This is a genomic window from Methylobacillus flagellatus KT, assembly GCF_000013705.1.
In the GTDB taxonomy this organism is placed as follows: domain Bacteria; phylum Pseudomonadota; class Gammaproteobacteria; order Burkholderiales; family Methylophilaceae; genus Methylobacillus; species Methylobacillus flagellatus.
Genome location: NC_007947.1, coordinates 596,000 through 622,006, shown reverse-complemented (window position 1 = coordinate 622,006; position 26,007 = coordinate 596,000). Strand labels below are relative to the sequence as shown.

The 26,007-nt window shown below is 58.6% G+C and carries 27 protein-coding genes; 19 read left to right on the top strand and 8 right to left on the bottom strand.

Annotation, left to right across the window (positions count from 1 at the left end; genetic code table 11):
* Nucleotides 1–5 precede the first annotated feature (5 nt).
* Entirely contained in the window at nt 6–794 is a 789-nt protein-coding gene (panB, locus tag MFLA_RS03060) for a 3-methyl-2-oxobutanoate hydroxymethyltransferase (protein ID WP_011478964.1), read from the top strand.
* 4 nt (nt 795–798) lie between these two features.
* Nucleotides 799–1,635, top strand: coding sequence for a pantoate--beta-alanine ligase (gene panC, locus MFLA_RS03055; protein WP_011478963.1), 837 nt, complete (start codon nt 799–801; stop codon nt 1,633–1,635).
* Nucleotides 1,636–1,689: 54 nt separating this feature from the next.
* Here the strand turns inward: panC and MFLA_RS03050 are convergent, their stop codons facing one another.
* Nucleotides 1,690–3,432: a DUF4153 domain-containing protein gene (locus MFLA_RS03050; protein ID WP_011478962.1), complete on the bottom strand. Its 1,743-nt coding sequence runs from the start codon at nt 3,430–3,432 to the stop codon at nt 1,690–1,692.
* A 93-nt stretch (nt 3,433–3,525) separates the two neighbouring features.
* Here MFLA_RS03050 and panD point away from each other — a divergent pair, with 93 nt between their 5' ends.
* The 4 genes from panD to MFLA_RS03030 are packed head-to-tail and all read left to right on the top strand — an operon-like array spanning nt 3,526 to nt 6,190.
* A complete protein-coding gene (panD, locus tag MFLA_RS03045) occupies nt 3,526–3,906 on the top strand; it encodes an aspartate 1-decarboxylase (RefSeq protein ID WP_011478961.1) in 381 nt (126 codons plus the stop codon).
* Complete coding sequence (gene rsfS / locus MFLA_RS03040) at nt 3,906–4,265, top strand: ribosome silencing factor (protein ID WP_011478960.1); 360 nt, start codon at nt 3,906–3,908, stop codon at nt 4,263–4,265. Before panD ends, rsfS begins: the two co-directional genes overlap by 1 nt.
* Before the next feature lie 8 nt (nt 4,266–4,273).
* Nucleotides 4,274–4,741 (top strand): 23S rRNA (pseudouridine(1915)-N(3))-methyltransferase RlmH, encoded by a 468-nt coding sequence (gene rlmH / locus MFLA_RS03035; protein WP_011478959.1) that lies wholly within the window; start codon nt 4,274–4,276, stop codon nt 4,739–4,741.
* Between the two features lie 3 nt (nt 4,742–4,744).
* Nucleotides 4,745–6,190: a cryptochrome/photolyase family protein gene (locus tag MFLA_RS03030; RefSeq protein WP_011478958.1), complete on the top strand. Its 1,446-nt coding sequence runs from the start codon at nt 4,745–4,747 to the stop codon at nt 6,188–6,190.
* Between the two features lie 515 nt (nt 6,191–6,705).
* On the opposite strand, the gene MFLA_RS03025 is transcribed toward MFLA_RS03030, so the two are convergent.
* The 3 genes from MFLA_RS03025 to MFLA_RS03015 form a co-directional block, all read right to left on the bottom strand.
* The gene (locus tag MFLA_RS03025) at nt 6,706–7,263 is read right to left on the bottom strand and encodes a flavin reductase family protein (protein ID WP_011478957.1); all 558 of its coding nucleotides are present in this window, start codon (nt 7,261–7,263) and stop codon (nt 6,706–6,708) included.
* 72 nt (nt 7,264–7,335) lie between these two features.
* On the bottom strand, nt 7,336–8,193 hold the full coding sequence (locus MFLA_RS03020) for an SDR family oxidoreductase (protein ID WP_011478956.1): 858 nt from the start codon (nt 8,191–8,193) through the stop codon (nt 7,336–7,338).
* A gap of 37 nt (nt 8,194–8,230) precedes the next feature.
* Nucleotides 8,231–8,974 carry an SDR family oxidoreductase gene (locus MFLA_RS03015; protein WP_011478955.1) on the bottom strand — a complete coding sequence of 248 codons (744 nt, stop codon included), beginning with the start codon at nt 8,972–8,974 and terminating at the stop codon, nt 8,231–8,233.
* A gap of 236 nt (nt 8,975–9,210) precedes the next feature.
* Between MFLA_RS03015 and MFLA_RS03010 the strand changes: the two genes are divergently transcribed.
* Nucleotides 9,211–10,119, top strand: a complete 909-nt coding sequence (locus MFLA_RS03010; RefSeq protein ID WP_048811829.1) for an AraC family transcriptional regulator — start codon at nt 9,211–9,213, stop codon at nt 10,117–10,119.
* Between the two features lie 404 nt (nt 10,120–10,523).
* Here the strand turns inward: MFLA_RS03010 and MFLA_RS03005 are convergent, their stop codons facing one another.
* Nucleotides 10,524–11,519 (bottom strand): class 1 fructose-bisphosphatase, encoded by a 996-nt coding sequence (locus tag MFLA_RS03005; RefSeq protein ID WP_011478953.1) that lies wholly within the window; start codon nt 11,517–11,519, stop codon nt 10,524–10,526.
* A 212-nt stretch (nt 11,520–11,731) separates the two neighbouring features.
* Here MFLA_RS03005 and MFLA_RS03000 point away from each other — a divergent pair, with 212 nt between their 5' ends.
* Nucleotides 11,732–12,469 (top strand): MlaA family lipoprotein, encoded by a 738-nt coding sequence (locus tag MFLA_RS03000; RefSeq protein ID WP_011478952.1) that lies wholly within the window; start codon nt 11,732–11,734, stop codon nt 12,467–12,469.
* 73 nt (nt 12,470–12,542) lie between these two features.
* On the opposite strand, the gene pmbA is transcribed toward MFLA_RS03000, so the two are convergent.
* Entirely contained in the window at nt 12,543–13,841 is a 1,299-nt protein-coding gene (gene pmbA / locus MFLA_RS02995) for a metalloprotease PmbA (protein ID WP_011478951.1), read from the bottom strand.
* A 98-nt stretch (nt 13,842–13,939) separates the two neighbouring features.
* Here pmbA and yjgA point away from each other — a divergent pair, with 98 nt between their 5' ends.
* The 7 genes from yjgA to MFLA_RS02960 all read left to right on the top strand — a co-directional run bounded on the left by yjgA (nt 13,940) and on the right by MFLA_RS02960 (nt 20,487).
* The gene (gene yjgA / locus MFLA_RS02990) at nt 13,940–14,482 is read left to right on the top strand and encodes a ribosome biogenesis factor YjgA (RefSeq protein WP_011478950.1); all 543 of its coding nucleotides are present in this window, start codon (nt 13,940–13,942) and stop codon (nt 14,480–14,482) included.
* A gap of 139 nt (nt 14,483–14,621) precedes the next feature.
* Nucleotides 14,622–17,522: a monovalent cation/H+ antiporter subunit A gene (locus MFLA_RS02985; RefSeq protein ID WP_011478949.1), complete on the top strand. Its 2,901-nt coding sequence runs from the start codon at nt 14,622–14,624 to the stop codon at nt 17,520–17,522.
* Entirely contained in the window at nt 17,510–17,839 is a 330-nt protein-coding gene (locus MFLA_RS02980) for a Na+/H+ antiporter subunit C (protein ID WP_048811530.1), read from the top strand. The genes MFLA_RS02985 and MFLA_RS02980 overlap by 13 nt, the downstream gene beginning before the upstream one ends.
* Nucleotides 17,836–19,368: a monovalent cation/H+ antiporter subunit D gene (locus tag MFLA_RS02975; protein ID WP_011478947.1), complete on the top strand. Its 1,533-nt coding sequence runs from the start codon at nt 17,836–17,838 to the stop codon at nt 19,366–19,368. The genes MFLA_RS02980 and MFLA_RS02975 overlap by 4 nt, the downstream gene beginning before the upstream one ends.
* Nucleotides 19,365–19,856 carry a Na+/H+ antiporter subunit E gene (locus MFLA_RS02970; RefSeq protein ID WP_011478946.1) on the top strand — a complete coding sequence of 164 codons (492 nt, stop codon included), beginning with the start codon at nt 19,365–19,367 and terminating at the stop codon, nt 19,854–19,856. Before MFLA_RS02975 ends, MFLA_RS02970 begins: the two co-directional genes overlap by 4 nt.
* Nucleotides 19,853–20,122: a K+/H+ antiporter subunit F gene (locus MFLA_RS02965; RefSeq protein WP_011478945.1), complete on the top strand. Its 270-nt coding sequence runs from the start codon at nt 19,853–19,855 to the stop codon at nt 20,120–20,122. The genes MFLA_RS02970 and MFLA_RS02965 overlap by 4 nt, the downstream gene beginning before the upstream one ends.
* Nucleotides 20,119–20,487, top strand: coding sequence for a Na+/H+ antiporter subunit G (locus MFLA_RS02960; RefSeq protein ID WP_011478944.1), 369 nt, complete (start codon nt 20,119–20,121; stop codon nt 20,485–20,487). Before MFLA_RS02965 ends, MFLA_RS02960 begins: the two co-directional genes overlap by 4 nt.
* A gap of 8 nt (nt 20,488–20,495) precedes the next feature.
* Here MFLA_RS02960 and MFLA_RS02955 read toward each other — a convergent pair whose 3' ends face one another.
* Together MFLA_RS02955 and MFLA_RS02950 are read right to left on the bottom strand one after the other, a co-directional pair.
* Nucleotides 20,496–22,544 (bottom strand): site-specific recombinase, encoded by a 2,049-nt coding sequence (locus MFLA_RS02955; protein WP_011478943.1) that lies wholly within the window; start codon nt 22,542–22,544, stop codon nt 20,496–20,498.
* A 70-nt stretch (nt 22,545–22,614) separates the two neighbouring features.
* Entirely contained in the window at nt 22,615–23,370 is a 756-nt protein-coding gene (locus MFLA_RS02950) for a PDZ domain-containing protein (RefSeq protein WP_011478942.1), read from the bottom strand.
* 116 nt (nt 23,371–23,486) lie between these two features.
* Here MFLA_RS02950 and mog point away from each other — a divergent pair, with 116 nt between their 5' ends.
* The 4 genes from mog to MFLA_RS02930 are packed head-to-tail and all read left to right on the top strand — an operon-like array spanning nt 23,487 to nt 25,987.
* Nucleotides 23,487–24,074 (top strand): molybdopterin adenylyltransferase, encoded by a 588-nt coding sequence (mog, locus tag MFLA_RS02945; protein WP_011478941.1) that lies wholly within the window; start codon nt 23,487–23,489, stop codon nt 24,072–24,074.
* A 2-nt stretch (nt 24,075–24,076) separates the two neighbouring features.
* Entirely contained in the window at nt 24,077–25,033 is a 957-nt protein-coding gene (gene thiL, locus MFLA_RS02940) for a thiamine-phosphate kinase (RefSeq protein WP_011478940.1), read from the top strand.
* The gene (locus tag MFLA_RS02935) at nt 25,017–25,508 is read left to right on the top strand and encodes a phosphatidylglycerophosphatase A family protein (RefSeq protein ID WP_011478939.1); all 492 of its coding nucleotides are present in this window, start codon (nt 25,017–25,019) and stop codon (nt 25,506–25,508) included. The genes thiL and MFLA_RS02935 overlap by 17 nt, the downstream gene beginning before the upstream one ends.
* Nucleotides 25,484–25,987, top strand: coding sequence for a CinA family protein (locus MFLA_RS02930; RefSeq protein WP_195742060.1), 504 nt, complete (start codon nt 25,484–25,486; stop codon nt 25,985–25,987). The genes MFLA_RS02935 and MFLA_RS02930 overlap by 25 nt, the downstream gene beginning before the upstream one ends.
* The last annotated feature ends 20 nt before the right edge of the window (nt 25,988–26,007 follow it).

Below are 26,007 nucleotides of genomic sequence, written 5' to 3'. Positions count from 1 at the left end.
TCCGCATGAACCTCCTGACACTGCAGCAAATGAAGGAGCGCGGCGAAAAAATCGCTGTACTCACCAGCTACGATGCGAGCTTTGCAGCGCTCAGCGACAAGGCAGGCGTCGACGTACTGCTGGTCGGCGATTCGCTGGGCATGACCATGCAAGGCCATGCCAACACCCTGGCGGTATCGCTGCGCGACATGGAATACCATACCCGGTGCGTTGCCAACGGCACACAGCATGCCTTCATCGTTACCGACATGCCGTTCGGCAGCTTCCAGAAAACCCCTGAGCAGGCATTCGAGAATGCCGTCCTGCTCATGGCAGCAGGTGCGCAGATGGTCAAGGTTGAAGGTGGCGCCATCATGCTGGAAACCGTGCGCTTCTTGGTAGAGCGCGGCATCCCTGTCTGTGGGCACCTCGGGTTGACCCCGCAATCAGTGCACCAGTTTGGCGGCTACAGAGTCCAAGCCCGGGATGAAGCCGCCGCACGTCAACTGCTAGACGATGCCAAGGCGCTGGCCGCCGCCGGGGCAGGCATGTTGGTACTGGAAATGGTGCCCGCAGCACTCGCGGCCGCGGTAAGCCAGGCCGTGCATATCCCCGTGATCGGCATCGGCGCGGGCAAATACTGCGACGGCCAAGTATTGGTGCTGCAGGACATGCTGGGCATTTACGCAGGCAAGTCGCCGCGCTTCGTTCGCAACTTCATGCAAGGCGCCGGCAGCATAGAGCAGGCCATTTGCGATTATGTTGCCGCAGTGAAAGCACAAACCTTCCCCGGCATTGAACACACTTTCGAGTAAGACCATGACGTTACAAATCATTCCCGAGATCTCGAGTCTGCGTGCCCGCCTAGCGGGCGAAAACAGCATTGCCCTGGTCCCGACCATGGGCAACCTGCATGCCGGGCACATTCATTTGGTGGAGCTTGCACGGCAGCGTGCTGGATGCGTGGTAACAAGCATTTTCGTCAATCCGCTGCAATTCGGTGCCAACGAAGACCTGGACAACTATCCACGTACGCTGGCGGAAGATTGCGCAAAGCTGCAGGCAGCCGGCGCGGATATCGTATTCACGCCATCGGTGCAGGAAATGTATCCCACTACGCAAACCATGCGCATCACGCCACCACCAATCGCAAATGAATTATGCGGCGCAGCACGGCCCGGTCATTTCGACGGTGTCGCCACCGTGGTGATGAAATTGTTCAATATTGTGCAGCCCCATATTGCCGTGTTCGGCAAAAAGGATTTTCAGCAACTGTTCATCATCCGCGAGCTGGTGCGCCAGTTCAACCTGCCCATCGACATCATCGCGGGCGAGACCCAGCGGGAACACACCGGCTTGGCCCTGAGCTCGCGCAATGGCTATCTGAATGAAGGGCAGAAGCTGGAAGCGCAAAGGCTCTACCGCACATTGAAGCTGATCGTGGACAACGTGCAGCAAGGTAACCGCGACTACCCCGCAATCGAGGCGCAAAGCAGTCAATACCTCACCCAGCTGGGCTGGATCGTGGATTACATCTCCATCCGCTCCAGCACGACACTCCTGCCTGCCAGCCTGGACGATCACAACCTGGTAGTGCTTGCTGCAGCGAGGCAAGGCAACACCCGGCTGATCGACAATATCGAGTTTTCCGTCTGAGCGCCCCAGCCCCGCGATCAAGGCACTGAAGCACGAACATGACATATTGCGCGCTTACTGCGCATCCACCTGGTATTTCATGTCGCCTATCCACAGTTCACGCCAGGCGTTAGGCTTGGCGGAGAAATCCAGCGCTTCCAGCGCGCCCTGCATCCTGGCGGCACCCAATGCATCCATATCCTTGCCTGCCAACCGGCCAACCACCTTCCATACCCCCTGCTCCTGGGAAAAGATGCGGCTACCGTAGCCGGCCAGCAGCACCAGCTCCCGCTCGCCATCGCCGTTCAGGTCCAGCATCAATACCGGACACGGTTTGTTGTCGCTACAGTTAAAGTAAATATCGCCAGCATTGTGTTGCCCGAGCAGGAAATCCAGAAATGACGGATCAAGTCCGGCATCGTGTGGATAAGGCGTCAAGCGCCCGTGCAATTGCTCGCGCGTCAGCGGTTCAGGGCCTTTGGGCTTGAACGTGCGATACGTCACTTTCAATGCACCTGCCGCCTTCTGCCGGATCAATGACGCATGTTCATGCGTGGCATTGTGGGCAAGCTCCTGGAGACGCTGGTTGCCGTAACGCCCGCCTTGCAGCCGCAAATACTCGAAATCAAAATCGCTGACGGGTATACGCCCATCCAGCAGCCTAGCCACCTGGCTACTCACCGCCACCCTGGCCGGGTCGAGTACCGGCGTCATGGTCAATACCATTAGTGCTACCGTGAACAGCGCCGCAGCGATATTCACTTGCCTGGCTTCCAGCATCCAGACAGCGTTGCGCCTGAGCACCGCGAACGCATAGCCCAGGGCGTAGACCGCCATGGTGACGATGGCCAGTACCGCCCATATCCTGTCCACACTCCAGCCATATTGCGCGACGCGGAGGCCGAGCGAATAGGCGCAGAGGGCAATATAAACCGGCATCACCAGCAGGCCGAGGCTGATGAAACGCAGCAGCCAACGGGGAAAGCGCTGCTCGCCCGAGGCGTCCTGCCAGGCGGCGTTGAACAGGAACACGGTCCATGCCAGCAGGCACAGCATCAGGCTGGTAGCGTAGCCAGTCTTCCAGAGCAGGGCCAGGCCCTGGAACGGCAAAGCCACCAGGAACAGAATCAGGATCAGGCTCACTACAGGCAGCAGCCAGCCCAGGATATTCAGGCTGGCGCGATAGATGCCCACCAGCGCCTCCTCTTTCGCTGTATAGAGGGAAATGCCGATGCCAAAGGCGATCGCCGTGACAGGATAGGCGAATATGCGGCTGGTGAAGAGGTCCATGAGGAAACCGATGTTGAGAACCTTGAACAGACCGGCCAGCAAGAACAGCAATATCCACAGCAGCCCAGTGAACAATGCTGCCAGTACCAGCTTCACCAGATTGCGCCAGGCGGCGGAAAACAACAGCGAATAATCGCCGAACCAGCGACGCGTGAGCAACTTGTGCTCGGCAAACGGCAGCAAGACAAACCAACTACCCAGCCCCATGGCACCAAGCGAGAAGCCGCGCAGCTCGACGCTGCGCACCGGCAGATCGGCCACCCAGGCCTGATCACCCATGTAGGCCGCAGAAGCCGCCAACACCAGGGAGAAGCCCGCGGACATCCACCACAACGCCGGTTTGTTGCGGTATGGGGAAAGCATCATCTGGCTCAGCGGCAATGTCACGATCAATGCATACCAAGGCCAGATCACGCTCAAATACTGGCCTTTACCGACCAGCCTGATCAACCACTCGTGCAGCAGCCACAGGCCTATCCCTTGCAGGGTCGCCCAGGCGATAATCCAGCTACGTTCTTGCCTGCTCATGACCTTGATATCCCCCTTGGCAATAAATCTTCATTTATTCAGCGTGTTGTTTCCACTATAATAGTCGGTCATGTTTTTTCACATTGGTTGGCCATGCAAAGAACTATGCTCAAATCCAAGCTGCACCGCGTGCATGTAACGCACTCGGAGCTGGACTACGAGGGCTCCTGCGCCATCGATGAAGCGTTGCTCGAAGCAGCCGACATCAAGGAATATCAGCAGATCGACATCTACAATGTCAACAACGGCGAGCGCTTCACCACCTATGCGATCCGCGCCGAGCGCAATTCCGGCATTATCTCGGTAAACGGTGCTGCTGCGCGCAAAGCCAGCCCTGGTGACCTGCTGATCATTGCCACTTACGCCAGCTATACTGAAGCAGAACTGGCCCAATTCAAACCCCAGCTGGTGTATGTCGATGCCGATAACCGCATCAAAAACCAACGCCAGCACATCCCCGTACAAGCTGCCTAATGCTAGATCTAGAACAAATGAAGCTGGCCGTCGTCGACGCGCTGGAGGACATCAAAGCCTTTGACATCACCGTGATGGACGTGAGCAAGCTCACCTCCCTGACGAGCTACATGATCGTCGCCAGCGCGAATTCCACGCGCCAGGCCAAGGCGATTGCGGATAATGTCCGCGAGAAGCTCAAGGAAAAAGGCGCCAACATCCAGGGGACCGAAGGCGAGAAGGAAGGTGAATGGGTGTTGGTCGACCTGGGCGAGATCGTCGTGCACGTCATGGTGCCCGCAACCCGCGCCTACTACAACCTGGAGCAACTCTGGGGCGAGGCCGAAAGCCGCCGCGGCCATATCAAAGCCACAGAGTAACTGCCCTCTTGAAGCTGCGGATCATTTCTGTCGGCCATAAAATGCCGGACTGGGTGCAATCCGCATGCACCGAATACACCAAGCGCATGCCGCGCGAAATGAATGTGGAAATCGTCGAAATCAAGCCCGACAAGCGCGCTTCGGGCAAGAATGCTGAAGCCGTGCAGGAAGCCGAAGCCAAGCGCATCCTCGAAGCTGCAGGCCGCGATTACCTGGTCGCACTGGACGAACACGGCCAGGAAGTCACCACATTGCAACTGGCCGACAAGATGCGTGGATGGATGGAAAGTGGCCGCGATGTCAGTCTGGTGATCGGCGGCGCCGATGGACTGCATGATAGCCTCAAGCATAAGGCAGACTGGCTGTGGAGCCTGTCCAAACTCACCATGCCGCACGGCATGGTGCGCGTGATGCTTAGCGAGCAGCTCTATCGTGGCTTAAGCGTCATCAACAACCATCCTTACCACCGCGAATAACCCATGACAAAATCCCTGGTGTGGTTCCGCCGCGACCTGCGTGACTACGACCACGCCGCGCTCTACCATGCCCTGAAGGATTCCGAACAGGTCGTGTGCGCCTTCGTCTTCGACACGGATATCCTCGATGGCCTGCCCAGGGATGACCGCCGGGTGGAATTCATCTGGGAAAGCGTGCGTGAACTCAAGCTTGCCCTGCAGGAACGCGGCGGCGACCTGCTGGTGCGCCACGGCAAGGCTACTGAGGAAATCCCGGCGCTCGCAAGCGTGTTGGGCGTGGAATGCGTCTACTGCAATCGCGATTATGAACCGGCAGCCGTAAAAAGGGACGACACCGTCAGTCAGCAACTGGGCACGCAAGGTATCGCGTTCAAGAGCTTCAAGGACCAGGTGATTTTCGAGCGTGACGAAATCATGACCAAGTCAGGCACCCCATTCAGCGTCTTCACGCCTTACAAGAACGCCTGCCTGAGAAAATTGGACGATTTCCACCTCAAGGCCTACCCGGTGGACCGCTATATACACCACTTGGCGCAGTCCGCACCCCAGCCGATGCCCTCCTTGGAGTCATTAGCCTTTGCGCGCAGCAACCTCAAGCAGCTCAGGCTACCTACTGGCATGTCGGGCGGCATGGCCCTGTTCGAGGACTTCAGCGAGCGTATGCCGCGCTACCGCGATGCGCGCGACTTCCCTGCACTAAAAGGCCCCTCCTACCTTTCGGTACATCTGCGCTTCGGTACCGTCTCCATCCGTCATTTGGCACGGACGGCGTGGCAGCAAGGCGGTGCGGGTGCGGAAACCTGGCTCAACGAACTACTGTGGCGCGATTTCTATTTCCAGGTGCTGTACCACCATCCGCAAGTGGCCGAGGGGCACAGCTTCAAGCCGGAGTTCGAGCATATCCCGTTCCCCAATGGTGAAAGCCTGTTCAAGGCCTGGTGCGAAGGTCGTACCGGCTATCCGCTGGTCGACGCCGCCATGCGCCAGATCAACCAGACCGGCTACATGCACAACCGATTGCGCATGGTTGCAGCCGGCTTCCTGGTCAAGGACCTGCTGATCGACTGGCGCTGGGGCGAACGCTACTTCGCGGAAAAGCTGATTGACTTTGACCTCGCCGCGAACAACGGCGGCTGGCAATGGGCGGCCTCGACCGGCTGCGACGCGCAGCCATGGTTCCGCATCTTCAATCCGGTAACGCAATCGGAAAAATTCGATCCCGAGGGTAAATTCATCCGCAAATACGTGCCCGAGCTCCAGCCATGCGACGACAAGGAGATCCACGCGCCGTGGCTGATCCCGCCACTGCGGCAGCAGGCGCTAGGACTAGTGATCGGCAAAGACTACCCTGCTCCCGTCGTCGACCACGCCATGCGCCGGGAGCAGGTATTGTCGCTTTACAGACAGGCAAGCAGTCGAAAAAAATGGCCGGCATCAAGCGTTTTGTGAAAACAGCCTGCCGGCCTGTGGTCCATATGGGACGCGGGTAAAGCTCTACTTCAGAGCCTGCTTGGCAAGGCTGTCGCGTCGTGGGCTAGGAGCTACATAAGAGCATTGTTGTAGAAAGTCTGGGCGCGATTGCCAACAAACCGCTGCCGTATGACAGCATCATGGTCCGAGTAGCAGCTGCTATGCAGTGTGAAGAGCACAAAGTTATGTCCGTTCGGGGGGATCACCACCCAGCGCAAACCATCATCAGCCCGACTTCAAGGCCGGCGGTGCGACGTTGGCCTCAGCCTCACCTTGGCGGACGTGTTATTCGCAAGGGCGTAGTCCACCATCATCATGTAGCAGGCGGTCTTGGCCGCATGCGCACCGCCGCGTGATCCCCGAGCAGGCAAGCGTACCTGCCGAGCACGTCCAGCAGCGTCTGGAGGTGTAGCAATGCCACCGCGTCGCCGGCTGCGAGGATGTTGAGCTCGTCTTGCGATGCCGGCATGTCGCCGCCCGAGCGGCCTGGGACGTCAGCCCATCAAGTGGCGCCACTTCGTCATGCGCTCGCCCAGGTCGAGCGTATCGCCATCGACGCTGAAGCGGCCATCGCCCTGGTGATGGATCAGCCGCGTTTCCTTGCGTGCGGTGTCGATCCAGATGCGCTGGACCTCCAGTACCCACAGGTTGTAGCGGCGCGCCCAGCCGTCATCCACAACCCGGCATTCCAGGTTGGCCCAGCATTGGCGCACCAGCGGCGCATCCACCGTCTGCGCAGGCACGGGTGTCAGGCCAAAGTGACCGAACTTGTCCAGCGCATCGCCCGAGCAGTTGCCGATGTCCACCACAGTCTCGGCCAGGTCCACCGTCGGCACTGCCAGCACGCATTCGCCTGTTTCCGACAGTGCCTGATGGCTGTAGTCCCACGGCCCGATGATCGCACCGACCAAGGGCGGCTCATGCTGCATCATCATGTGAAAGCCCATCGTCATCAGATTGGCCCGACCATCCGCGCCGCGCGTGGACACCAGGACGATGGGGCCAGATTCGAGGATGCGGTAGGCATTTTCCGGAGGCAATTCATTGCGCATGGTGTGATCTCCTGAAGCGGTTTGATCGGTGGCTACGCTGCACCCGGCCGCGTAGCGCGCCTTCTCACAGAATTACTCAGCAAAATCCGTGGCATCGGATGCGCCGCGCCAGGCTTGAAGGTCCTGCTGCACGGTCTGCATCTTCTGCTCGGCCAGCGTGTTGGCAATCTTGCCGGCGAACAGGTGCACCGGTGGTTCAGCAACGCTGGCCGCCTGCAGGATCAGCGTTGCCACTTTCTCCGGATCGCCCGCCTGCTTGCCGTCCATGCCATTGAGATGCAAGTCCAGTGAGGCCTTGGCCTCGGTGTAATCGGCGATCGAGCGCTCGGCCACGACCAGCGTGTCCTTGGACAGGAAGCCGGTGCGCACCGGGCCGGGGTACACCACGGTCGCCTTGATGTTCAGTTCGGCAAGTTCGGCTGCGAGCGTTTCGGTCAGGCCCGCCAGCGCGAACTTGGTCGCCACATAGCTGCCCCAGCCTGCATAGCTGCCCTGGAAACCGACGATGGACGCCACGTTGAACACATGCCCGCTGCGCTGGGCGCGCAGATGCGGCAGGGCATGGCGCAGCACGTGCAACGGCGCGAATACGTTGACGTCGAAATTGCGGCGCAGTTCGGCGTCGCTCAGCGCCTCGATGGTGCCTTGCTGGCCATAGCCCGCGTTGTTCACCACGTAGTCGATGCGGCCGAAGGTGGCGACGGTCCTGTCGATGGCGGCCTGGACGCTGGCTTCACTGACCAGATCCACCTGCAGCGGCAGCAGCCGTTCGTTGTCGCCGCCGAAGGCCTGCTGCAGGCTGGCCAGCGTGCGCGAAGTGGCAGCCACGGCGTCGCCGCGCGCCAGGGCCTGGCGGGCCAGCGACAGGCCGATGCCGCGAGCGGCACCGGTGATGAACCAGATTTTGGAGGAAGGGACTTGTGCTTGCATGGATGAAAACTCCTGTGAGCGTTGTTAAGAACAGCGATCAGTACGGGCTGGCCGTCGGGCGCACGATGAGCTCGTTCACGTCCACGCCATCGGGTTGCGCGATCGCGTAGGCAATCGCCTGCGCCACCGCCTGCGGCGGCAAGGCGATACGGCGGAACTCGCGCATGGCTGCTCGCGCGGTCTCGTCGGTGATGTGATCGGCCAGCTCGGACTCGACCACACCGGGGCTGACCAGCGTGACGCGGATGGCATCAGTCTCCTGGCGCAGGCCATCGGAGATGGCGCGCACCGCGAACTTGCTTGCGCAATACACGGCCGAAGACGGCCAGACCTGGTACGCGCCAATCGAGGCGATATTGATGATGTGTCCGTGGCCTTGCGCCTGCATGATCGGCAGCGCAGCGGCAATGCCGTGCAGCACACCGCGCACGTTGACGTCCAGCATGCGGTTCCACTCGTCGATCTTGAGCGCAGCCAGCGGCGACAGCGGCATGACGCCGGCATTGTTGATGAGCACGTCGATGCGGCCATGCGTGGCATGCGTCTGGGAGGCGATGCCTTGCAGGTCTTCGAGACGCGTGACGTCCAGTTGCATCACTTCGACATGGCAGCCTTCGGCGCGCAGTTCGTCCTGCAGCGCGGTGAGCCGGTCCAGGCGACGCGCGCCGATGAAAAGATGGTGGCCCAACCTAGCCAGATGGCGCGCCGTGGCCTCGCCGATGCCGCTGCTGGCGCCGGTAAGCACGATGACCTTGGCGGTGCCCGATGGGGTGGATGACATGATTTCTCCTTGTGTCTTCCTGGCCAGCGCAGGGGCCGGCCAAGAGATTGTGAACAAGGTGAAATCGTAGAGACGAGAGGCTGAATGGACTAGGTCGATATCTCTTGCATCATTGCCTAATCCTATTTATCACCTATCTTAAACAGGCCTTATCCTGCAAAATCATCGTCGTTTCATTAATAGATGGCAGTGCTGAGATGCCCCATACACAACCCGACCTGTCGCGGCAGGCAGAAATGTCCGAATTGATCCAACAACTGGCCCCACACGAAGGCCATACCCGCTCGCTGCTCGACGGCGTGCGCCTGATGCGTGCCGACCGACCCCTGGGACGTACGCCGGTACTGTACGAACCGAGCATCGTCATCGTCTGCCAGGGCCACAAGCGTGGCTACCTGGCCGACCGGGTCTACCACTACGATCCTCAGCACTACCTGGTGCTGTCGGTACCGCTGCCCTTCTCCAGCGAAACCGATGCCAGCCCCGAGGAGCCCCTGCTGGCGGTATCCGTGCGGCTGGACATGACGGCCGTGGCCGATCTGGTCATCGAGGTCGATCAACAGGCCAGCCCGGTGCCTGCCGCCCCTGCGGGCATCGTTTCAACGCCATTGGATGCCACACTGGCAGATACCACGGTGCGCCTGCTGCGGGCCTTGCGCTCAACACTGGAAGCGCGGGTGCTGGGCCCGGCCATCGTGCGGGAACTATGCTTTCGCGTGCTGCTTGGCGAGCAAGGCGGCGCCATCCGCGCCGCGCTGGCCAACCACGGCAACTTCGGTCGCATCGCGCGCGTGCTGCGGCGCATCCACAACGACTACGCCCAGCCGCTGGACGTGGACACGCTGGCGCGCGAAGCGGGGCTGAGCGTGCCGGCCTTCCATGCGCATTTCAAGGCCGTGGCTGCCACCTCCCCCATCCAGTACATCAAGTCGGTGCGGCTGCACCAGGCACGGCTGATGATGATTCGCGACAATGTGACCGCGGCGGGCGCCGCAGCCCGCGTCGGCTACGAAAGCCCTTCGCAGTTCAATCGTGAGTTCAAGCGGCTGTTTGGCCGCAGCCCCGGCGAGGAAGCACGTGAAATGCGTTCGGCCTTTGCCTTGATGGAGCCGGCTCAGCTTGAGGCGGCCGCAGCGACCCACTGATGGCTAATACGGTTGCATGGCGAGGGTAGATGGGCGTTGTTTGAGAGCGCTGAGATGCAGACAAGGGCTTGCAAGGGCCGCGTACCGAGCTTTCGGCTCATGCTGATCCCTGAGCCGGCTTGAACAGGCGAAGCGAGATCATGTGCGATATCCAGCCGGCGGCCGAGCCGACCATGCCCTCAGTTAACAATTACGCGAGGCTTTGCATGGAGGATTCCAGATGGACGGCGAACCAGGCAACCAGGCCCAGAAAGTAACCGAGCAGGCTGTTCAGGATCGGCAGGCTGCGTAGAATATGATGGACGCGCCCAAGTTCTTGATAGACCTGATGTGGCGGGCTTGGGCACAGTCCAGCGAAGTGCCGGGCTGGAGTCATCGCCCCCCGTAAGGACCAGGGACTTACGCTACGCCGTCGGATCGGTGAACGAATGATAATCCTGCAGGCGCTCCACTTCTTCGCGCGCTCCCATCATCACCGCCACACGTTGATGCAGACCCGCAGGCTCCACATCCAGGATGCGCCTGTGCCCAGTCGTAGCAAGCCCTCCTGCCTGCTCTACCAGCAAGCTCATGGGATTGGCCTCGTAAAGAAGGCGCAGGCGACCACCCCTTCCTACAGCGCGGCTGTCCAGCGGATAGAGAAATACACCTCCCCGCACCAACAAGCGATGGACCTCCGCGACCATGGTAGCGACCCAACGCATATTAAAATCCTTGCCGCGCGGACCGCTGCTGCCCGCAATGCATTCTGCGATATAGCGCTGCACCGGCGGCTGCCAGAAGCGCTGGTTGGACATGTTAATCGCAAATTCCTCAGTGCTGGCGGCGATGGTCAGGCCGGGGTGCGTCAAATAGAACTCGCCCTGGTCAGGATCCAGGGTAAAGCCATGTACGCCATGCCCCATCGTCAACACCAGCATGGTAGAGGTGCCGTACAACGCATAACCGGCAGCCAGCTGCCGACTGCCGGCCTGCAGGAACGAGGCTTCGTCTACCGAGCCTTCTGGCGCGGGCAAGATGGAGAAAATGCTGCCGACGGAGAGATTGAGGTTGACATTGGACGACCCATCCAGAGGGTCGAATACCAACAGGTATTTGCCCTGCTTTCCGGCAAACACCTGCGCCTGCGCCATTTCCTCGGAAGCGACAGCCGCGACATGAGGCTGCTTTGACGCCATCGCAGTGAAAATGTCGTTGCTGATCACGTCCAGCGCTTTTTGCTCCTCACCCTGCACATTCTCGCGACCAGCACTTCCCATATTGCCCCGCAATGCACCATATCTGATTTCACGGGCTACCGCTTGGCAGGTGGCTGCGATATCCTGTATCAGCGTCAGGACATTATCGGCAACGGCATGTTGCCTTTCCTGCTGGACCAGAAATTCCGAAAGCTTCAGCATGTTTTCCTACATCCTTTTCATAAGGTCGACACAATCTCTCCAACGACGACACTGAGTTGCCAATCGACGGGAAGTTGTTTCATTTTTGCAACTGTCGCACTGGCTAGCGCCCGACTTATGTTGAATTCAATAGACAACTAAAAATCGCTCGGTTAAAGTGAATTCCGTTTGTGTCGAATTAGAGACACTCAATAATAATTTAGGACAGATGTATGCGCGTTAAATTTTCAGGGATTGCGATCAGTGTCGCAGTTGCGCTCAGCATGGCAGGCTGTGCGACCCAAGCCAATAAAGACCCACTGGAAAGTATGAACCGGGGCATTTACAAGTTCAATGATACTGCCGACAAAGCCGTTCTCAAACCAATCGCAGGCGCATACAAGGCAGTCCTGCCGAGCCCGATCCGCACGGGCGTCAACAACTTCTTCACAAACCTCGGTACATTCACGTCGCTAGTCAACAATATTCTGCAGCTGGAACTGGGCAAGGCCATGGACAACACCGGGCGCCTGCTCATCAATTCCACTATCGGGATTGGCGGCTTGGTGGATGTTGCTTCCATGGATGGCGTGCCCAACCACAGGGCTGACTTCGGCCAGACCCTGGGCAAATGGGGCGTGGGTAGCGGCGCCTACCTGGTGCTGCCTTTCCTCGGCCCGAGCACATTGCGCGATACGGCAGGCCTGACAATCGATACGCTTTACTTCGATCCGATCCAATATACCAACCATGTGCGCGAGCGCAACCAGCTGCGCATGTTGAGCTTCATTGACTTGCGCTCACAGTATTTGCCAGCCAGCGACCTGATCGACGATGCCGCATTGGATCCTTACATCTTTATGCGCGAGGCCTACCTGGAGCGCAGGCATCAGTTCGTCACCGGCGAGGCATCGTCATTCGATGATTTCGACGACGATGACGAGGAAGTAACGCCGCCAGAGCCCCAATAAATCATTGCGACACCCAATGAAAAAGCCACGCACCGCGTGGCTTTTTCATTTAAGGCAACATGAATCAGGAAAACTATTCGCCGCTTGCCACCGTCATGCGCTCGATGAGGATGGAACCTGTCTGCTTCGACCCCTGCACCAGCACATCATTACCCACCGCCACGATATTCATGAACATTTCAGCCAGATTGCCCGCAATCGTGATTTCCTCGACCGGGTAGGCAATCACGCCATTCTCCACCCAGAACCCTGCCGCACCGCGGGAATAATCTCCCGTGACCATATTAATCCCATGCCCGAGCAACTCAGTCACCAACAATCCCGTTCCCATAGTGTTGAGCAGGCCGGCTAGGTCAAGATCGCCATGGCGGACGACCAGGTTATGGTTGCCTCCCGCATTGCCCGTGGTCTGCATGCCGAGTTTGCGGGCAGAGTAGCTCCCGAGCATGTAGCCTTCCAGGATGCCGTTATTGATTAGTAGCCTGCCGCGGGTTGCCACGCCTTCGTTGTCAAATGGCGAGCTGGCAAGGCCTCTGGGAATATGAGGCAACTCTTCTATGCTCATGAGGGAGGACATGACCTGTTTACCGAGACTGTCCAATAAGAAGGAAGACTGACGGTACAGGCTGCCGCCGGAGATGGCGGAAACCAAGTGCGAAATCAGCCCAGATGCCAACGGGGCCTCGAAAAGAACGGGTACCTGGCAGGTCTTGATCTTGCCCGGTCCCAGCCGGCGCGCTGCGCGTTCGCCGGCGCGCAAGCCGACAGCGCGTGCCGAATCCAGGTCGCCGGGATGGCGTGCGCTGGTGTACCAATAGTCGCGCTGCATGCTGTCGCCCGACTCGGCGATCACCGAACAGCTGAGACCATGGCGCGAGCTGGGGTAGCCGGCATTGAATCCATGGCTGTTGGCATAAGAAAACAGGCCTTCGTAAGTCGAGACCGAAGCCCCCTCAGAATTGGTAATGCGCGGATCGGCAAAACGGGCCGCCTGCTCACACTCCAGCGCCAATGCCAAGGCTTCGTCTACGCTAATATCCCACGGATGGTGCAAGTCCAGATCGGGAATATCACGCGCTAACAAGGCAGGGTCGGCCAGGCCGCAGAACTCATCCTGGGCCGTGTAGCGCGCGATATTGCAAGCCGCGGCGACGGTATCCCTGAGTGCGCTGGCGCTGAGGTCCGAAGTGCTGGCATGCCCCTTTTGCTGGCCGAAATAAACCGTCACCGACATGCCTTTATCGCGGTTGTATTCGATGGTTTCGGTCTCGCCCATACGGACCGAGACATTCTGACCTATCCCCAAGCTGACTTCGGCCTCCGCCGAGCTTGCGCCCGCCACCTTTGCCAGGCGCAAGACTTCTTCACTCATGCCTTGCAGCTCATCCAGCGTGTATGAAAAGCGAGAACCATGCTCTGTCTGGTCGTTCACAGGAGTCTCTTTGCAAAAAACTGCTATCATACATCAGCATGAAACCCGACAAGACAGAAAACACCGAACATGGCATTGAGCCTGTCAGCAAAACCAAGCGCAAGGCTGAGGCCGATGCCCTGCAAGCCATCGGCGTGACATTGACCGAGCTACCAAGGGACAAGCTCAACAAGCTGGACCTACCGGAAGCCCTATTGGATGCCGTCAACGAAGCCAAGCGCATCACATCGAACGGTGCATTGCGCCGCCAGATGCAATATATTGGCCGTCTGATGCGCGATATCGATACCGACCCCATTGTCGAGCAGCTGCAACGCTGGGAAGGCTCGCACACTGAAGAAAATGCACGCTTTCACCGACTGGAGCAATGGCGTAACCGCCTGATTGAAGATGAGTCTGCGTTGTCGGAATTCATCAGTGAATTCCCCAATACGGAAGCGCAACAGGTACGCAACCTCATCCGCAATGCAAGACGCGAGCATGCTGCAGGCAAGCCGCCCAAGAGCAGCCGCGAGCTGTTCAAGTTATTGCGCAGTATTACGGAAGCGCCACCTCCCGGCACTGAACTCAGCGCTGACTGATCAGATCAGTGCCATGACAGGTGGGTAAGGCCGGCCCCGATGTGATGTCTGGCTGCCCGACACCCCCAGGCGCAAATCGATACCGAACCCACATGATTGTGCAGGAAACACAAACTTTGATGACATATTGTTGAACCACATGGGCCTAGCTTATTTAACACTCATCCCTTTTATCGGGGCGATCTTCACTAAACTCAGCACCAGACTGGGCCGCTACTCGTCTGCCTGGGTCGCCATTCTTTCCGCGATGTTGTCACTCTTCCTGCTATGGCCGCTGGCAATGCAGGCATGGCAGGGCAATACCGTGATCCAGCGCATCACGCCTTGGATGCCGGAGCTGGGTATCAGCCTCGCGTTCCGGCTGGATGGCCTGTCCCTGCTGTTCAGCCTGATGATTCTGCTGGTTGGCCTGATCGTGGTGATTTATGCACGCTATTACCTGTCCCCGCGCGACAGCATGGGGCGTTTTTATTCCTACCTCCTGCTGTTCATGGGCTCAATGCTGGGTGTCGTGCTTTCGGAAAACATCATCCAGCTCCTGATGTTCTGGGAGCTCACCAGCCTGTCGTCATTCCTGCTGATCAGCTATTGGCAACAGCGCGAAGAAGCCAGCCGTGGTGCACGCATGGCCCTCACGATCACTGGCGGCGGCGGACTTGCCATGCTGGGCGGTTTCCTGCTGCTGGGCAATATGGCGGGCAGCTACGACCTCAGCGACATCCTGCTGGCAGGCGATGCCATCCGCAGCCACGAGCATTATCCGCTCATGTTGCTGCTGATCCTGCTTGGCGTGTTCACCAAGTCGGCACAGTTTCCTTTCCATTTCTGGCTGCCCAATGCCATGGCAGCGCCTACTCCGGTGTCAGCCTATTTACACTCCGCCACCATGGTCAAAGCCGGCATATTCCTGCTTGCACGCCTGTTTCCTGCGCTTTCGGGTACACCGGAATGGACCTGGATCGTTTCCGGCGTCGGTATTGCCACCTTCGTCACAGGCAGCTACATCGCCCTGTTCAAGCACGACATGAAAGCGCTGCTGGCCTATTCCACCATCAGCCACCTGGGCCTGATCGTCGCCCTGTTTGGCATTGGCACCCCGCTGGCAGTGGTCGCCGGTATCTTTCATATCATCAACCATGCAACCTTCAAGGCCTCGCTATTCATGCTGGCCGGTATCGTAGATCACGAGACCGGCACCCGTGATATACGTCACCTGGGCGGCCTGCGGCGCTACATGCCTTACAGCGCAGTGTTGATGGTCATCGCTGCAGCAGCCATGGCGGGTATTCCCGGCCTCAATGGCTTCATTTCCAAGGAAATGTTCCTTGACCAGATCGTTGCCCACGGCAACACCTTCCCTCACCAATGGCTGTTGCCAGCAATCGTAACAGCTGGCGCAGTGTTCTCGGCAGCCTATTCCATTCGCATTGCTCATAGCGTCTTTTTCGGCAGCGAGCCTGATGACCTACCCAAGGCGCCCCACGATCCCTCAAGCGGCATGCAAATTCCAGTTGCCATCCTAGTCGCCGCCTGCGTTGCAGTAGGCGTGCTCCCTGCGATTGCAGAGCCACTGGTGACATTGGTCACAGCCAGCACCCTTCAAACTGCACCTCCAGCCTTTCATCTTGCGATCTGGCACGGCCTGACGCCTGCCTTGTGGATGAGCGCCATTGCACTGGCAGGGGGTATCTTGGTGTATCGGCAGCGCGAAGCGTTTTTCTCCCTGCAAACCCTTGTCGACGGCAGGATAGATGCCAAGATCATGTATAACGGCGCCATGCGAAGGCTGTTTGCTTGGTCAGGCGCCATTACCATGAATGCGGACAACCTTTCTCAGAAGCGCATGCTATGGATATTGTTCGTCACGGCGATCGTGTTGGGTGGATACGGCTTTATCAGCGGCGAGGGCAGCCTTGTGGGCAGCCGCGCCATGCTCCCGGTTGACCCCATGAGCATAATGGTCGCCATCATCATGATAGCAGCGACCATTGCCACTGTGGTCATGCACCAGCAACGCTTTACTTCGCTCATTCTGGTCGGTGCAGTCGGCCTGGGTGTGGCATTGACCTTTGTCAAGTTCTCCGCACCCGACCTCGCATTGACGCAGCTTGCTGTGGAATTCATCACCTCCGTGTTGCTGCTGTTAGCTCTGTTCTTCCTGCCGCAGACAACGCCGGATGAGCAGGATCGCCTGCGCCAGACACGTGATATCGTGATTGCCGTCTTGGCTGGTCTTGGCGTTGCCGCGCTGAGCTATGCCGTGCTGACCCGGGAATATGAAACCATTGCCGACTATTTCATTGAGAACAGCGTGAGTGGCGGCGGTGGAGCCAATGTTGTCAATGTGTTGCTCGTGGACTTCCGCGGCTTCGATACCATGGGCGAGATCACGGTGCTGGCATTAGCCGGCCTGGGCATTTACGCCATGCTGGACCAGCTCCAGCTACTCAGCCCCAAGCAGGATGCCGAAGGCCGTCCATGGAACCCTGATACCCACCCGCTAATCCTGGCGACCTTTAGCCGCATCCTGCTGCCACTTGCCCTGCTGGTTGCGGTCTTCATCCTGTTGCGGGGGCACAACCTGCCAGGCGGTGGTTTCATTGCAGGGCTCATCACCTCCGCGGCACTCATCGTGCAATATCTCGCCAATGGCGTGGAGTGGACACGCACCAAACTGCCTGCCAATACCCATCCGCTCATCGGCTATGGCCTGCTGACATCGGCCAGCACCGGCGTGGCCAGCTGGTATTTCGGCTACCCCTTCCTTACCTCGACGTTTGACCACGTGCATTTGCCGGTGCTGGGAGAATTCGAACTGGCTTCTGCCATGGCATTCGACATCGGTGTATTCCTAGTGGTCGTCGGCACTTCACTACTGATCCTGATCAACCTGGGCATGATCCATCAGGTCAGCTACTTGCCTCGCGCCAGCAAGCCCACCGGAGGGAAAGAGGCGAAACCGGCCTCCGCCGCCACAATGGCCAACAAGCCTGAAAAGCTCGCAATGAAAAAACAGGAAGACATGTCATGGAAGCGTTGATCTCCATCCTGATCGGCATACTCACCGCAGGAGGCGTTTATCTCTGCCTGCGCAGCCATACCTTTCCGGTCGTACTCGGCCTGACCCTGCTCTCCTACGCTGTGAACCTGTTCCTCTTCATGATGGGACGTTTAGTCATTGGCAAGCCTCCCATCATCAGCGATGAAGCCGGCAGTTATGCCGACCCGCTGCCGCAGGCACTGGTACTGACGGCCATCGTCATCAGCTTTGCGATGACTGCCTACATCATTGTGCTCGCGCTCAAGGCACGCACCGAAATGGGCAACGACCATGTCGATGGAAAGGAAATCCGTTGAGCCACCTTGCCATCATCCCCTTGCTTCTGCCATTGTTTACCGGCATTTTCCTGCTGCTGCTGCGTGAGCAACGCATCTACGTCAAGCGTGCCATTTCCGGCATCAGCAGCATTGCCTTGATCGCCGTGGCCGCTACCCTGCTGTGCACGGTCAGCGACGGCAACATTCTGGTCTATTCGTTGAGCAACTGGCCCGCCCCGTTCGGCATCGTCCTCATGGCGGACCGTCTTGCCGCGCTGCTGGTACTCACCACCTCCTTGCTCTCGCTGTTTGCCTTGGTATATGCCATGGGCGGTACGGACAGGCAGGGGCGCCAGTTCCACATCCTGTTCCAGCTGCAACTGTTCGGGCTCAACGGCGCGTTCCTCACGGGAGACCTGTTCAACCTGTTCGTGTTCTTCGAAGTACTGCTGCTCGCCTCGTACAGCCTCTTGTTGCACGGCGGCGGACGCAAGCGCATCCGTTCCGGCCTGCACTTCGTCGTGATCAACGTGGTTGGATCCTCGCTGTTCCTGATTGCCGCTGGCGTGCTTTACGGCATTCTCGGCACACTCAACATGGCCGACCTTGCCGTCAAGGTCACCCAGGTCAGTCCAGACAATGTCGGCCTGATTAAGGCGGCCGCCCTGCTCCTTTTCGTGGTCTTTGCCTTGAAAGCAGCACTGTTGCCCCTCTACCTCTGGCTGCCTTCGGCATATTCACAAACCAGCGCCCCTGCCGCTGCGTTATTTGCCATCATGACAAAAGTAGGCGCTTACAGCATCCTCCGCGTCTATACCCTGATTTTCGGCAACGAGGCAGGTCCCCTCGCCAACTTGCTGGATGGATGGCTGCTGGGGATGGCACTCGCCACCATCGTCATCGGCAGCTTCGGCTTGCTCGGCAGCAAGCGCCTGCGTCAGCAAATTGCCTACCTGGTCGTGATTTCTGCAGGCACCCTGCTGACGGGCTTCAGCCTGGAATCCCAAGCCGGGATTGCCGCCGGACTGTACTATCTGCCGCACACTACGTTTGCCACTGCCGCGTTGTTCCTGCTTGCCGACCTGATCGTCCAGCGGCGAGACCAGATTGAAGACCGGCTGGAAGCCGGGCTGGTGATTACCAGACAGAAATTTCTCGGCGCCACTTTCTTCATTCTGGCCATCATCGCCTCCGGGCTGCCACCACTCTCGGGCTTCCTCGGCAAGTTCATGCTGCTGCGCGCAGCGCTGGAACATCCAGCCCTGCCCTACATCATGGCGATTATCCTGACCAATGGCCTGCTGACTGTGATTGCCATGGCGCGCACCGGCACCTTGTTCTTCTTCGAAGCCCATGCCGTGGACACATCCACCAACACCTACATCAAGCAGGGCGCACCCGAGCGGCTGCGGGTGCGCGAATTGCTGCCCATCCTGTCACTATTGTCACTATGCGTACTCATGACCTTCTGGGCAGGTCCCATCAATCGTTATTGTCTGGACACAGCCAACCAGTTGCTGGATACGCAATCCTACATTCATGCCGTGCTCGGAAGAGGAGAACCATGATGCAACGCTTCCTGCCACACCCGCTGTTGACCGTCGCCCTGGGCATCATCTGGCTGCTGCTCACCAACAGCATAGCGCCCGGACAGATTGTCCTTGGATTGCTGCTGGGCTGGGCCATCCCGTTCTTTGCCCTGCAATTCTGGCCCGACAAGCTCAAGGTGCACAAGCCGCTTACCCTGCTGAGGTTCAGCTTCATCCTGCTATATGACATCATTGAGGCCAACCTCATCGTTGCCATGCGCATTCTGGGCAAGCCCGAAAAGCTGCGCCCGGCATTTATCGTGGTCCCCATAGACCTCAACTCCGACTTTGCGATGAGCATACTGGCAAACACGACTTGCCTGACGCCAGGCTCGCTCTCGGCTCTGCTTGCCCCTGATCGCAAAAGCATCCTGGTGCATACGATAGACGTGGGGGATGTCGACGCCTTCATCCACACCATCAAAACACGTTACGAACTGCCACTAAAGGAGATTTTCGAAGAATGATAGAAATCGCCATCCATATTGCATTCGTGCTGGTCTCGGCAGCACTTGCGCTGAATGCCTGGCGCCTGCTGATCGGCCCCAGTGCGCCTGACCGCATCCTGGCCCTGGATACGCTCTATATCAACACCATTGCCCTGCTGGTGGTATTCGGCATTTACATCAAAAGCATGGTCTACTTCGAAGCCGCATTGCTGATCGCCCTCATGGGGTTCATCGGCACCATCGCCATGTGCAAGTATCTATTGCGGGGAGACATCATCGAATGAACATCGTGCTAGAAATCCTCCTCTCGCTACTGATCGTCACCGGTGCTTTGCTCACCTTTATCGGCTCGCTCGGGTTGGCGCGCCTGCGCGATTTTTACACCCGCCTACACGGCCCGACCAAGGGCACGACGCTGGGTGTCGGCAGCCTATTGATTGCCTCCTCCATTTTCTTCAGCGTCCAGGGCGACGGCGTCAGCCTGCATGAAATCCTGATCACGCTATTCCTGTTCATCACTGCACCGATCAGCGCACACTTGCTGGCAAAAGCAGCACTGCACCTCAAGGTGGAATCACTGGTCCCCTTGCCGGATGAGGCTATTGCACGCAAGAACAGCCAGCACAAGCCCTACCAGACCCTGGACTAGCGAGGGCATCAATGCGCCGACGGCGGCTTGTTTGCGTTGGCCTGTCCACTCGCAGCCAGTTGCAGATCCTCTGCCTCCAACGTGCTATCGCGCTTGGGAGGCAGGAGAAACAAGCCCGGATTCTGGAAAAAGCGCTTGACCAGGGTCTTCAGCAACAGACGCCACTGGGCAAATGTCACCTTGCGCGACTTCATTGCCACATACAGCGCGAGGCTGAAGCTCACTACAAGATTGGTCGTGCCGATCAACCAGATGCCCAGAATCGCGGTGACCAATACCTGCCATGAAAACAGGAAATCCAGTGCAACAAAGGAATACCCGGTGAAAGCCGATGCAAACGCAATGTGGCGGATATCGATAGGCAATCCGAGCAGCACGCCAAGTCCGGACATCCCACCCAACAGACAGCCAAAATAGAAATTGCCCGCCAAGGCGCCTAGATTGTTTTCGACATAGCGCGCCACACGGTCCAGGCGCGACGGGCCCAGCAGCCTCTCCAACCAGCCCAGGGCCCGCAAGCGCTGCGGGATCTTGTTATAAACCGCGAGGTTGTCGTGGTAGCCCGCGATCAGGCCCGAAAGGAACAGGCAAACCCCGGCGACGGCGGCATAGAATACCGCACCGCTGTGGAAGGGATCGTTAGCATCCAGCAAGTCATGGGCTTTTTCCGGCGTGATGAAATGCTGTCCCGTCACCAACAGGATCAGGCAGCCCACCAGCATCGCCACGGGAACTGCCATCATGACGTTGCCCAAGATGGCAATGGTCTGGCTGCGGAACGTCTGCGCAATGATCGTCACCAGCTTGTCCAGATTCTTGTTCTTGCGGTCACTCGCATCAATACTGGCCGCAATCGCGGCAGCCGTCATTGCCGGCTGCTTGGTTGCCACAGTGAAATGCAGAATATGGATAAGCGCAAACCCAAGGCCGTAATTAAGGCTGAACAGGATCGCTTCGGTCAGCGGCGCATAATGGTGCTTGGCCGCAATGATCTTGAGCATGGTCATGAGCGCGATGATTACCCCTGCCCCCATGGCGGACCGCATCAGGCCAAAGTACTCGCTGCGCGTTTCGGTGATGTAGTGCTCTCCGGTGCGGCTGGCATTTTCCGTGACACGCAAGGCCATCAGCTCGACATTCTCGCGGAAATGCTGCCGCACGTCATTCTTATGCCGCTCGGCGGAAACCAGCGTCTTGAACAACTGCACAATCGCCACCCCGGCATCCGCATCGCTGCGCACCAGCTTGAGGATTACCAGCAAGCTCTCAAGGCGCCTCACCTGCTGACTCATTCGCTGCAATAGGAAAGTGAGATGGACGCTGGTCCCGGTCTGCGAACTGTTGCGCCGTATCTTGGCGATCACTTCCCTGCATTGGTCCAGCATCACCAGGATATGTCCGACATCATGCTGCTGCTCCAACGGCATGGCGAGCAGCGCCTGGAGCTCGACGCTCTGGGTGATGAAGGGAGAGTCGTGATATTCGATCTCGGGATGGTTGCGGATCAGCTCTGGCTCCAACCCCGAAGCAGCCAGGCGATAGGACAACACCTGCGCTGCATCCAGCAAGCTTTTCTGGCATTCTGCCACTTTATCGTCCGACAACTCGTGAAAACGCAGGGCATGCACGAGCTGTACCCAGACCTCGTCGGGTACCGCAGCCACCCAGATTTCATCACCCTTCTTGGGGAATATCTGCCCGAACAAATCCTTGAGGTAGGCGGGGTTGATGGCATCCGGCAACATCTTGTGCCCAATTCGGCGTGAAAGCTCGGTAAAAAACCCGCTGTTTGGCTGAATGCCTGAATCCACATACAGCGATATGGGTTTGCGCCCGACCAGCAGACTGACGATCGCATCCCGCAACAAGGCGGCCTTGCCAGGATCGCTATTCAATACATGGCACAGCGCCTGCACTGCATGAGCAGCGTGCCCGGCATCACTTTGATGACGTGGGCGGATCTCCGCCACTAGGTCGGCAATCAGGCGCGCGGCATTGGTGTGGTGTTGTGCGTAATCTCGCAGGATATCTTCCATCAGCATATTTCGATCGGTCATGTTTACATAATCTGTTCAAGGATGAGCTTATTTCGCTTCATCGTAAAGCATGGTGACTGTTATTTCAGCACTATAATGCCGTTCCCAATGCCACATGCACCCTCTTCTCGGCATTGACCCGGCGCAATACCAGCTCCACCTCCTGCCCGGCATGGCGATGTGCTGCTTGTTGCAGCACTTGCGGCGACGAAAGTGCCTCTCCCCCCAGGCTGAGCAAGACATCCCCCACCGCCACTCCCGCCTTGGCTGCGGGAGAGTGCGTGATCACTGCCAAAACAGTCAGTCCTGGTCCGGCATCATTGTTGCTGCGTTGCATCACGTGCACCCCCAGCACCGGTGGCGCGAGCTTGCCCCAGTAGGTGGCAAAATAGCTGTAAATATCCGCGGCAGCGCCTGCATGTGGCTGGGCACTGACCTGCGTCTTGACTGGCTGCAAGTCCATGGTCGCCATCGGCGCCGTGATCAACTTCTTGTATACCACCACCGCATCTGCCTGGACTTCCGCAGCATGGGCTGCAGCGTATGAGAAGGATAGCTCGGGTGCCTCGAAGCTCGTATACCCGAGCATTTGATATCCATCATTCAGCATGTGCTGGTAGTCATCCAGCTCTTTCCCTCCCTGATAGATCGTGGGCTCGCCCGCCCCCTGACTGAGCTTGATACCATGCAGCTGGCGCGCGACATAGTGCTGTGCATAGGGGTTATCCTCCTGTGGCAACTGCACTGCCGGTCCAGGCGCCACCGGCTCAGGTACTGGCTCCTTGACTACCGGCCTGCTACACGCTGCCAGCATGACAAGCAACAGTACGATGAAATATGGGCGCATATTCTCTATTCCTCGTTTTTCCTGGTGACAATGGTATGATGAAACCACGTTTTTTTCATTCCCGGCATGTTAATGATGACGGGATCATTATGACCTAAATCCCTAGAAGCACATCCATGGCAACAGACACTATCCGCATCGGCCTGGTCTCCATCAGCGACCGCGCCTTCAGCGGCGTATATGAAGACAAAGGCATTCCCTCCCTGCAGGAATGGTTGGGCAGAGCCCTCGCCACCCCGTGGGAAAGCATATTGCGCGTCATCCCTGACGAGCAGGCAGTCATTGAATCCACCCTATGCGACTTAGTTGACGTCGAAGGCTGCAGTCTGGTGCTGACGACGGGCGGCACCGGGCCAGCCGTGCGTGACGTCACGCCAGACGCCACCCTGGCGGTGGCGGACAAGGTCATGCCCGGATTTGGCGAACAAATGCGTCAGATCAGCCTGCAATTCGTGCCGACCGCGATTCTTTCGCGCCAGGTTGCTGTCATCCGCAAGCGCTGCCTGATCATCAACCTGCCGGGCCAGCCCAAGGCCATCGCGCAGACGCTCGAGGGCCTCAAGGACGCGCACGGGAAAACCATCATCCCCGGTATTTTCGCTGCTGTGCCTTACTGCCTGGACTTGATTGAAGCCCCGCATATCGACACCAACCCCGATATCGTGCAGGCTTTCCGCCCCAAGTCAGCACAAAAACCCGCCTGACCATGGCATCGGAATTCGACTTGATCCAGCGCTATTTTCGGCGCGCTCACCCCTCGGCTGTGCTCGGCGTGGGTGACGATGCAGCGCTGATTCAACCATCGCCAGGCATGGAGCTCGCCGTGTCTGCCGACATGCTGGTGGCAAACACACACTTTTATCCCAATATCGATCCATGGCTGATCGGATGGAAATCGCTGGCAGTGAATATTTCCGACATGGCTGCCATGGGCGCGCAGCCACGTTGGGCTACCTTGACCATTGCATTGCCAGAAGCAGATGAAGATTGGATCAGCAAGTTCGCCGCAGGCTTCTTTGCCTGCGCCGCGCAATTCGACATCGCCCTAATCGGTGGCGACACCACGCGCGGCCCTCTCACCATCAGCGTGCAGATCATGGGCGAGACGCCACCCGGCGCATCTTTGCTGCGCAGCACTGCACGCGCGGACGACGACATCTGGGTATCAGGTCCGCTGGGGGATGCCGCATTAGCCTTGGCCGCCATTCAGGGCCGTTATCCGCTCAGCGACACAGAGCTCGCGGCATGTGGCAAGGCCCTGCACCAGCCCCAGCCGCGGGTGGTGTTGGGACAGGCGCTACGCGGATTGGCGCATAGCGCGCTGGACATCTCCGATGGACTGCTGGCTGACCTTGGGCATATCCTGGAACACTCGCAAGTGGGCGCTGAGGTCTGGCTAAAGGCGATTCCCAAATCAGAAGTTGTAAGCGCACACTCTCAAGAAGTAGCAATACAGAAAATGATATTATCCGGCGGCGATGACTATGAGTTATGTTTTACCGCCTCCACACAACACCGGCAGCAGATTGCCGACATTGGTCGGCAATTGAGCCTGGACATGGCCGTGATTGGCCGCATCACCGATACGCAGCAACTTGTCATCCACGGCCTGGACGATGCACCACTGACCCTCAAGGAGCACGGTTTTGACCATTTTGCCTGACCGACACTTCCTGCTGCGGCACCCAGCCCACTTTTTTGCCCTGGGCTTCGGCAGCGGGCTGGCGCGCAAGGGCCCGGGAACCTGTGGCACATTGATTGCCCTGCCACTATTCGGGCTATTGATGCTGCTGCCGGAGGCAAGCCACCTTCCCATCCTGGCGGCGCTGTTCCTGGCTGGCATCCCGCTCTGCGGCATCGCCGGGCGCAACCTGGGCGTCGACGACCATGGATGCATCGTCTGGGACGAGATCGTGGCTTTCATGCTGGTGCTGGAATTTACCCCTAACGCTTGGGAATGGTGGCTGTACGCGTTCCTGCTGTTCCGGCTGTTCGACATATGGAAACCATTCCCGATCCGAACCCTGGACCGACAAGTACACGGCGGTCTCGGCGTCATGCTGGACGACCTGTTGGCCGCAATCTATGCAATTGCCGTATTGAAAGGAGCACAATGGTGGATGATGCAGAGCTTTTGACAATTTCGCACAAACTGGGCGATACCCTGATCAAGCAGGGCCTCAGGCTCGCACTGGCAGAATCCTGCACTGGCGGCTGGGCCTCGCAGTGCGTGACAGCCGTGCCGGGTAGCTCGTCCTGTTTCGACCGCGGCTTCGTCACCTACAGCAACGAGGCCAAGCAGCAAATGCTCGGCGTGGGCGCCGACACGCTGAGCCAGCACGGAGCAGTCAGCGAGGAAACCGCCAAGGAGATGGCCCTGGGCGCGCTGGCCTACAGCACCGCCGACATTAGTGCTTCCATCACGGGCATCGCTGGGCCGGATGGCGGAAGCGAGCAAAAACCGGTCGGTACCGTATGCTTTGGCTGGGCCCATCGCGATGGCCGGATCATCACCCAAACCCACCACTTCCTGGGCGACAGAGACGCCGTGCGCAGACAGTCTGTCAAAACCGCATTAACCGGCTTGTTGCAGCTTACTTTACCCACTGATTTATGAAATAATTGCAGGCTTTAGCA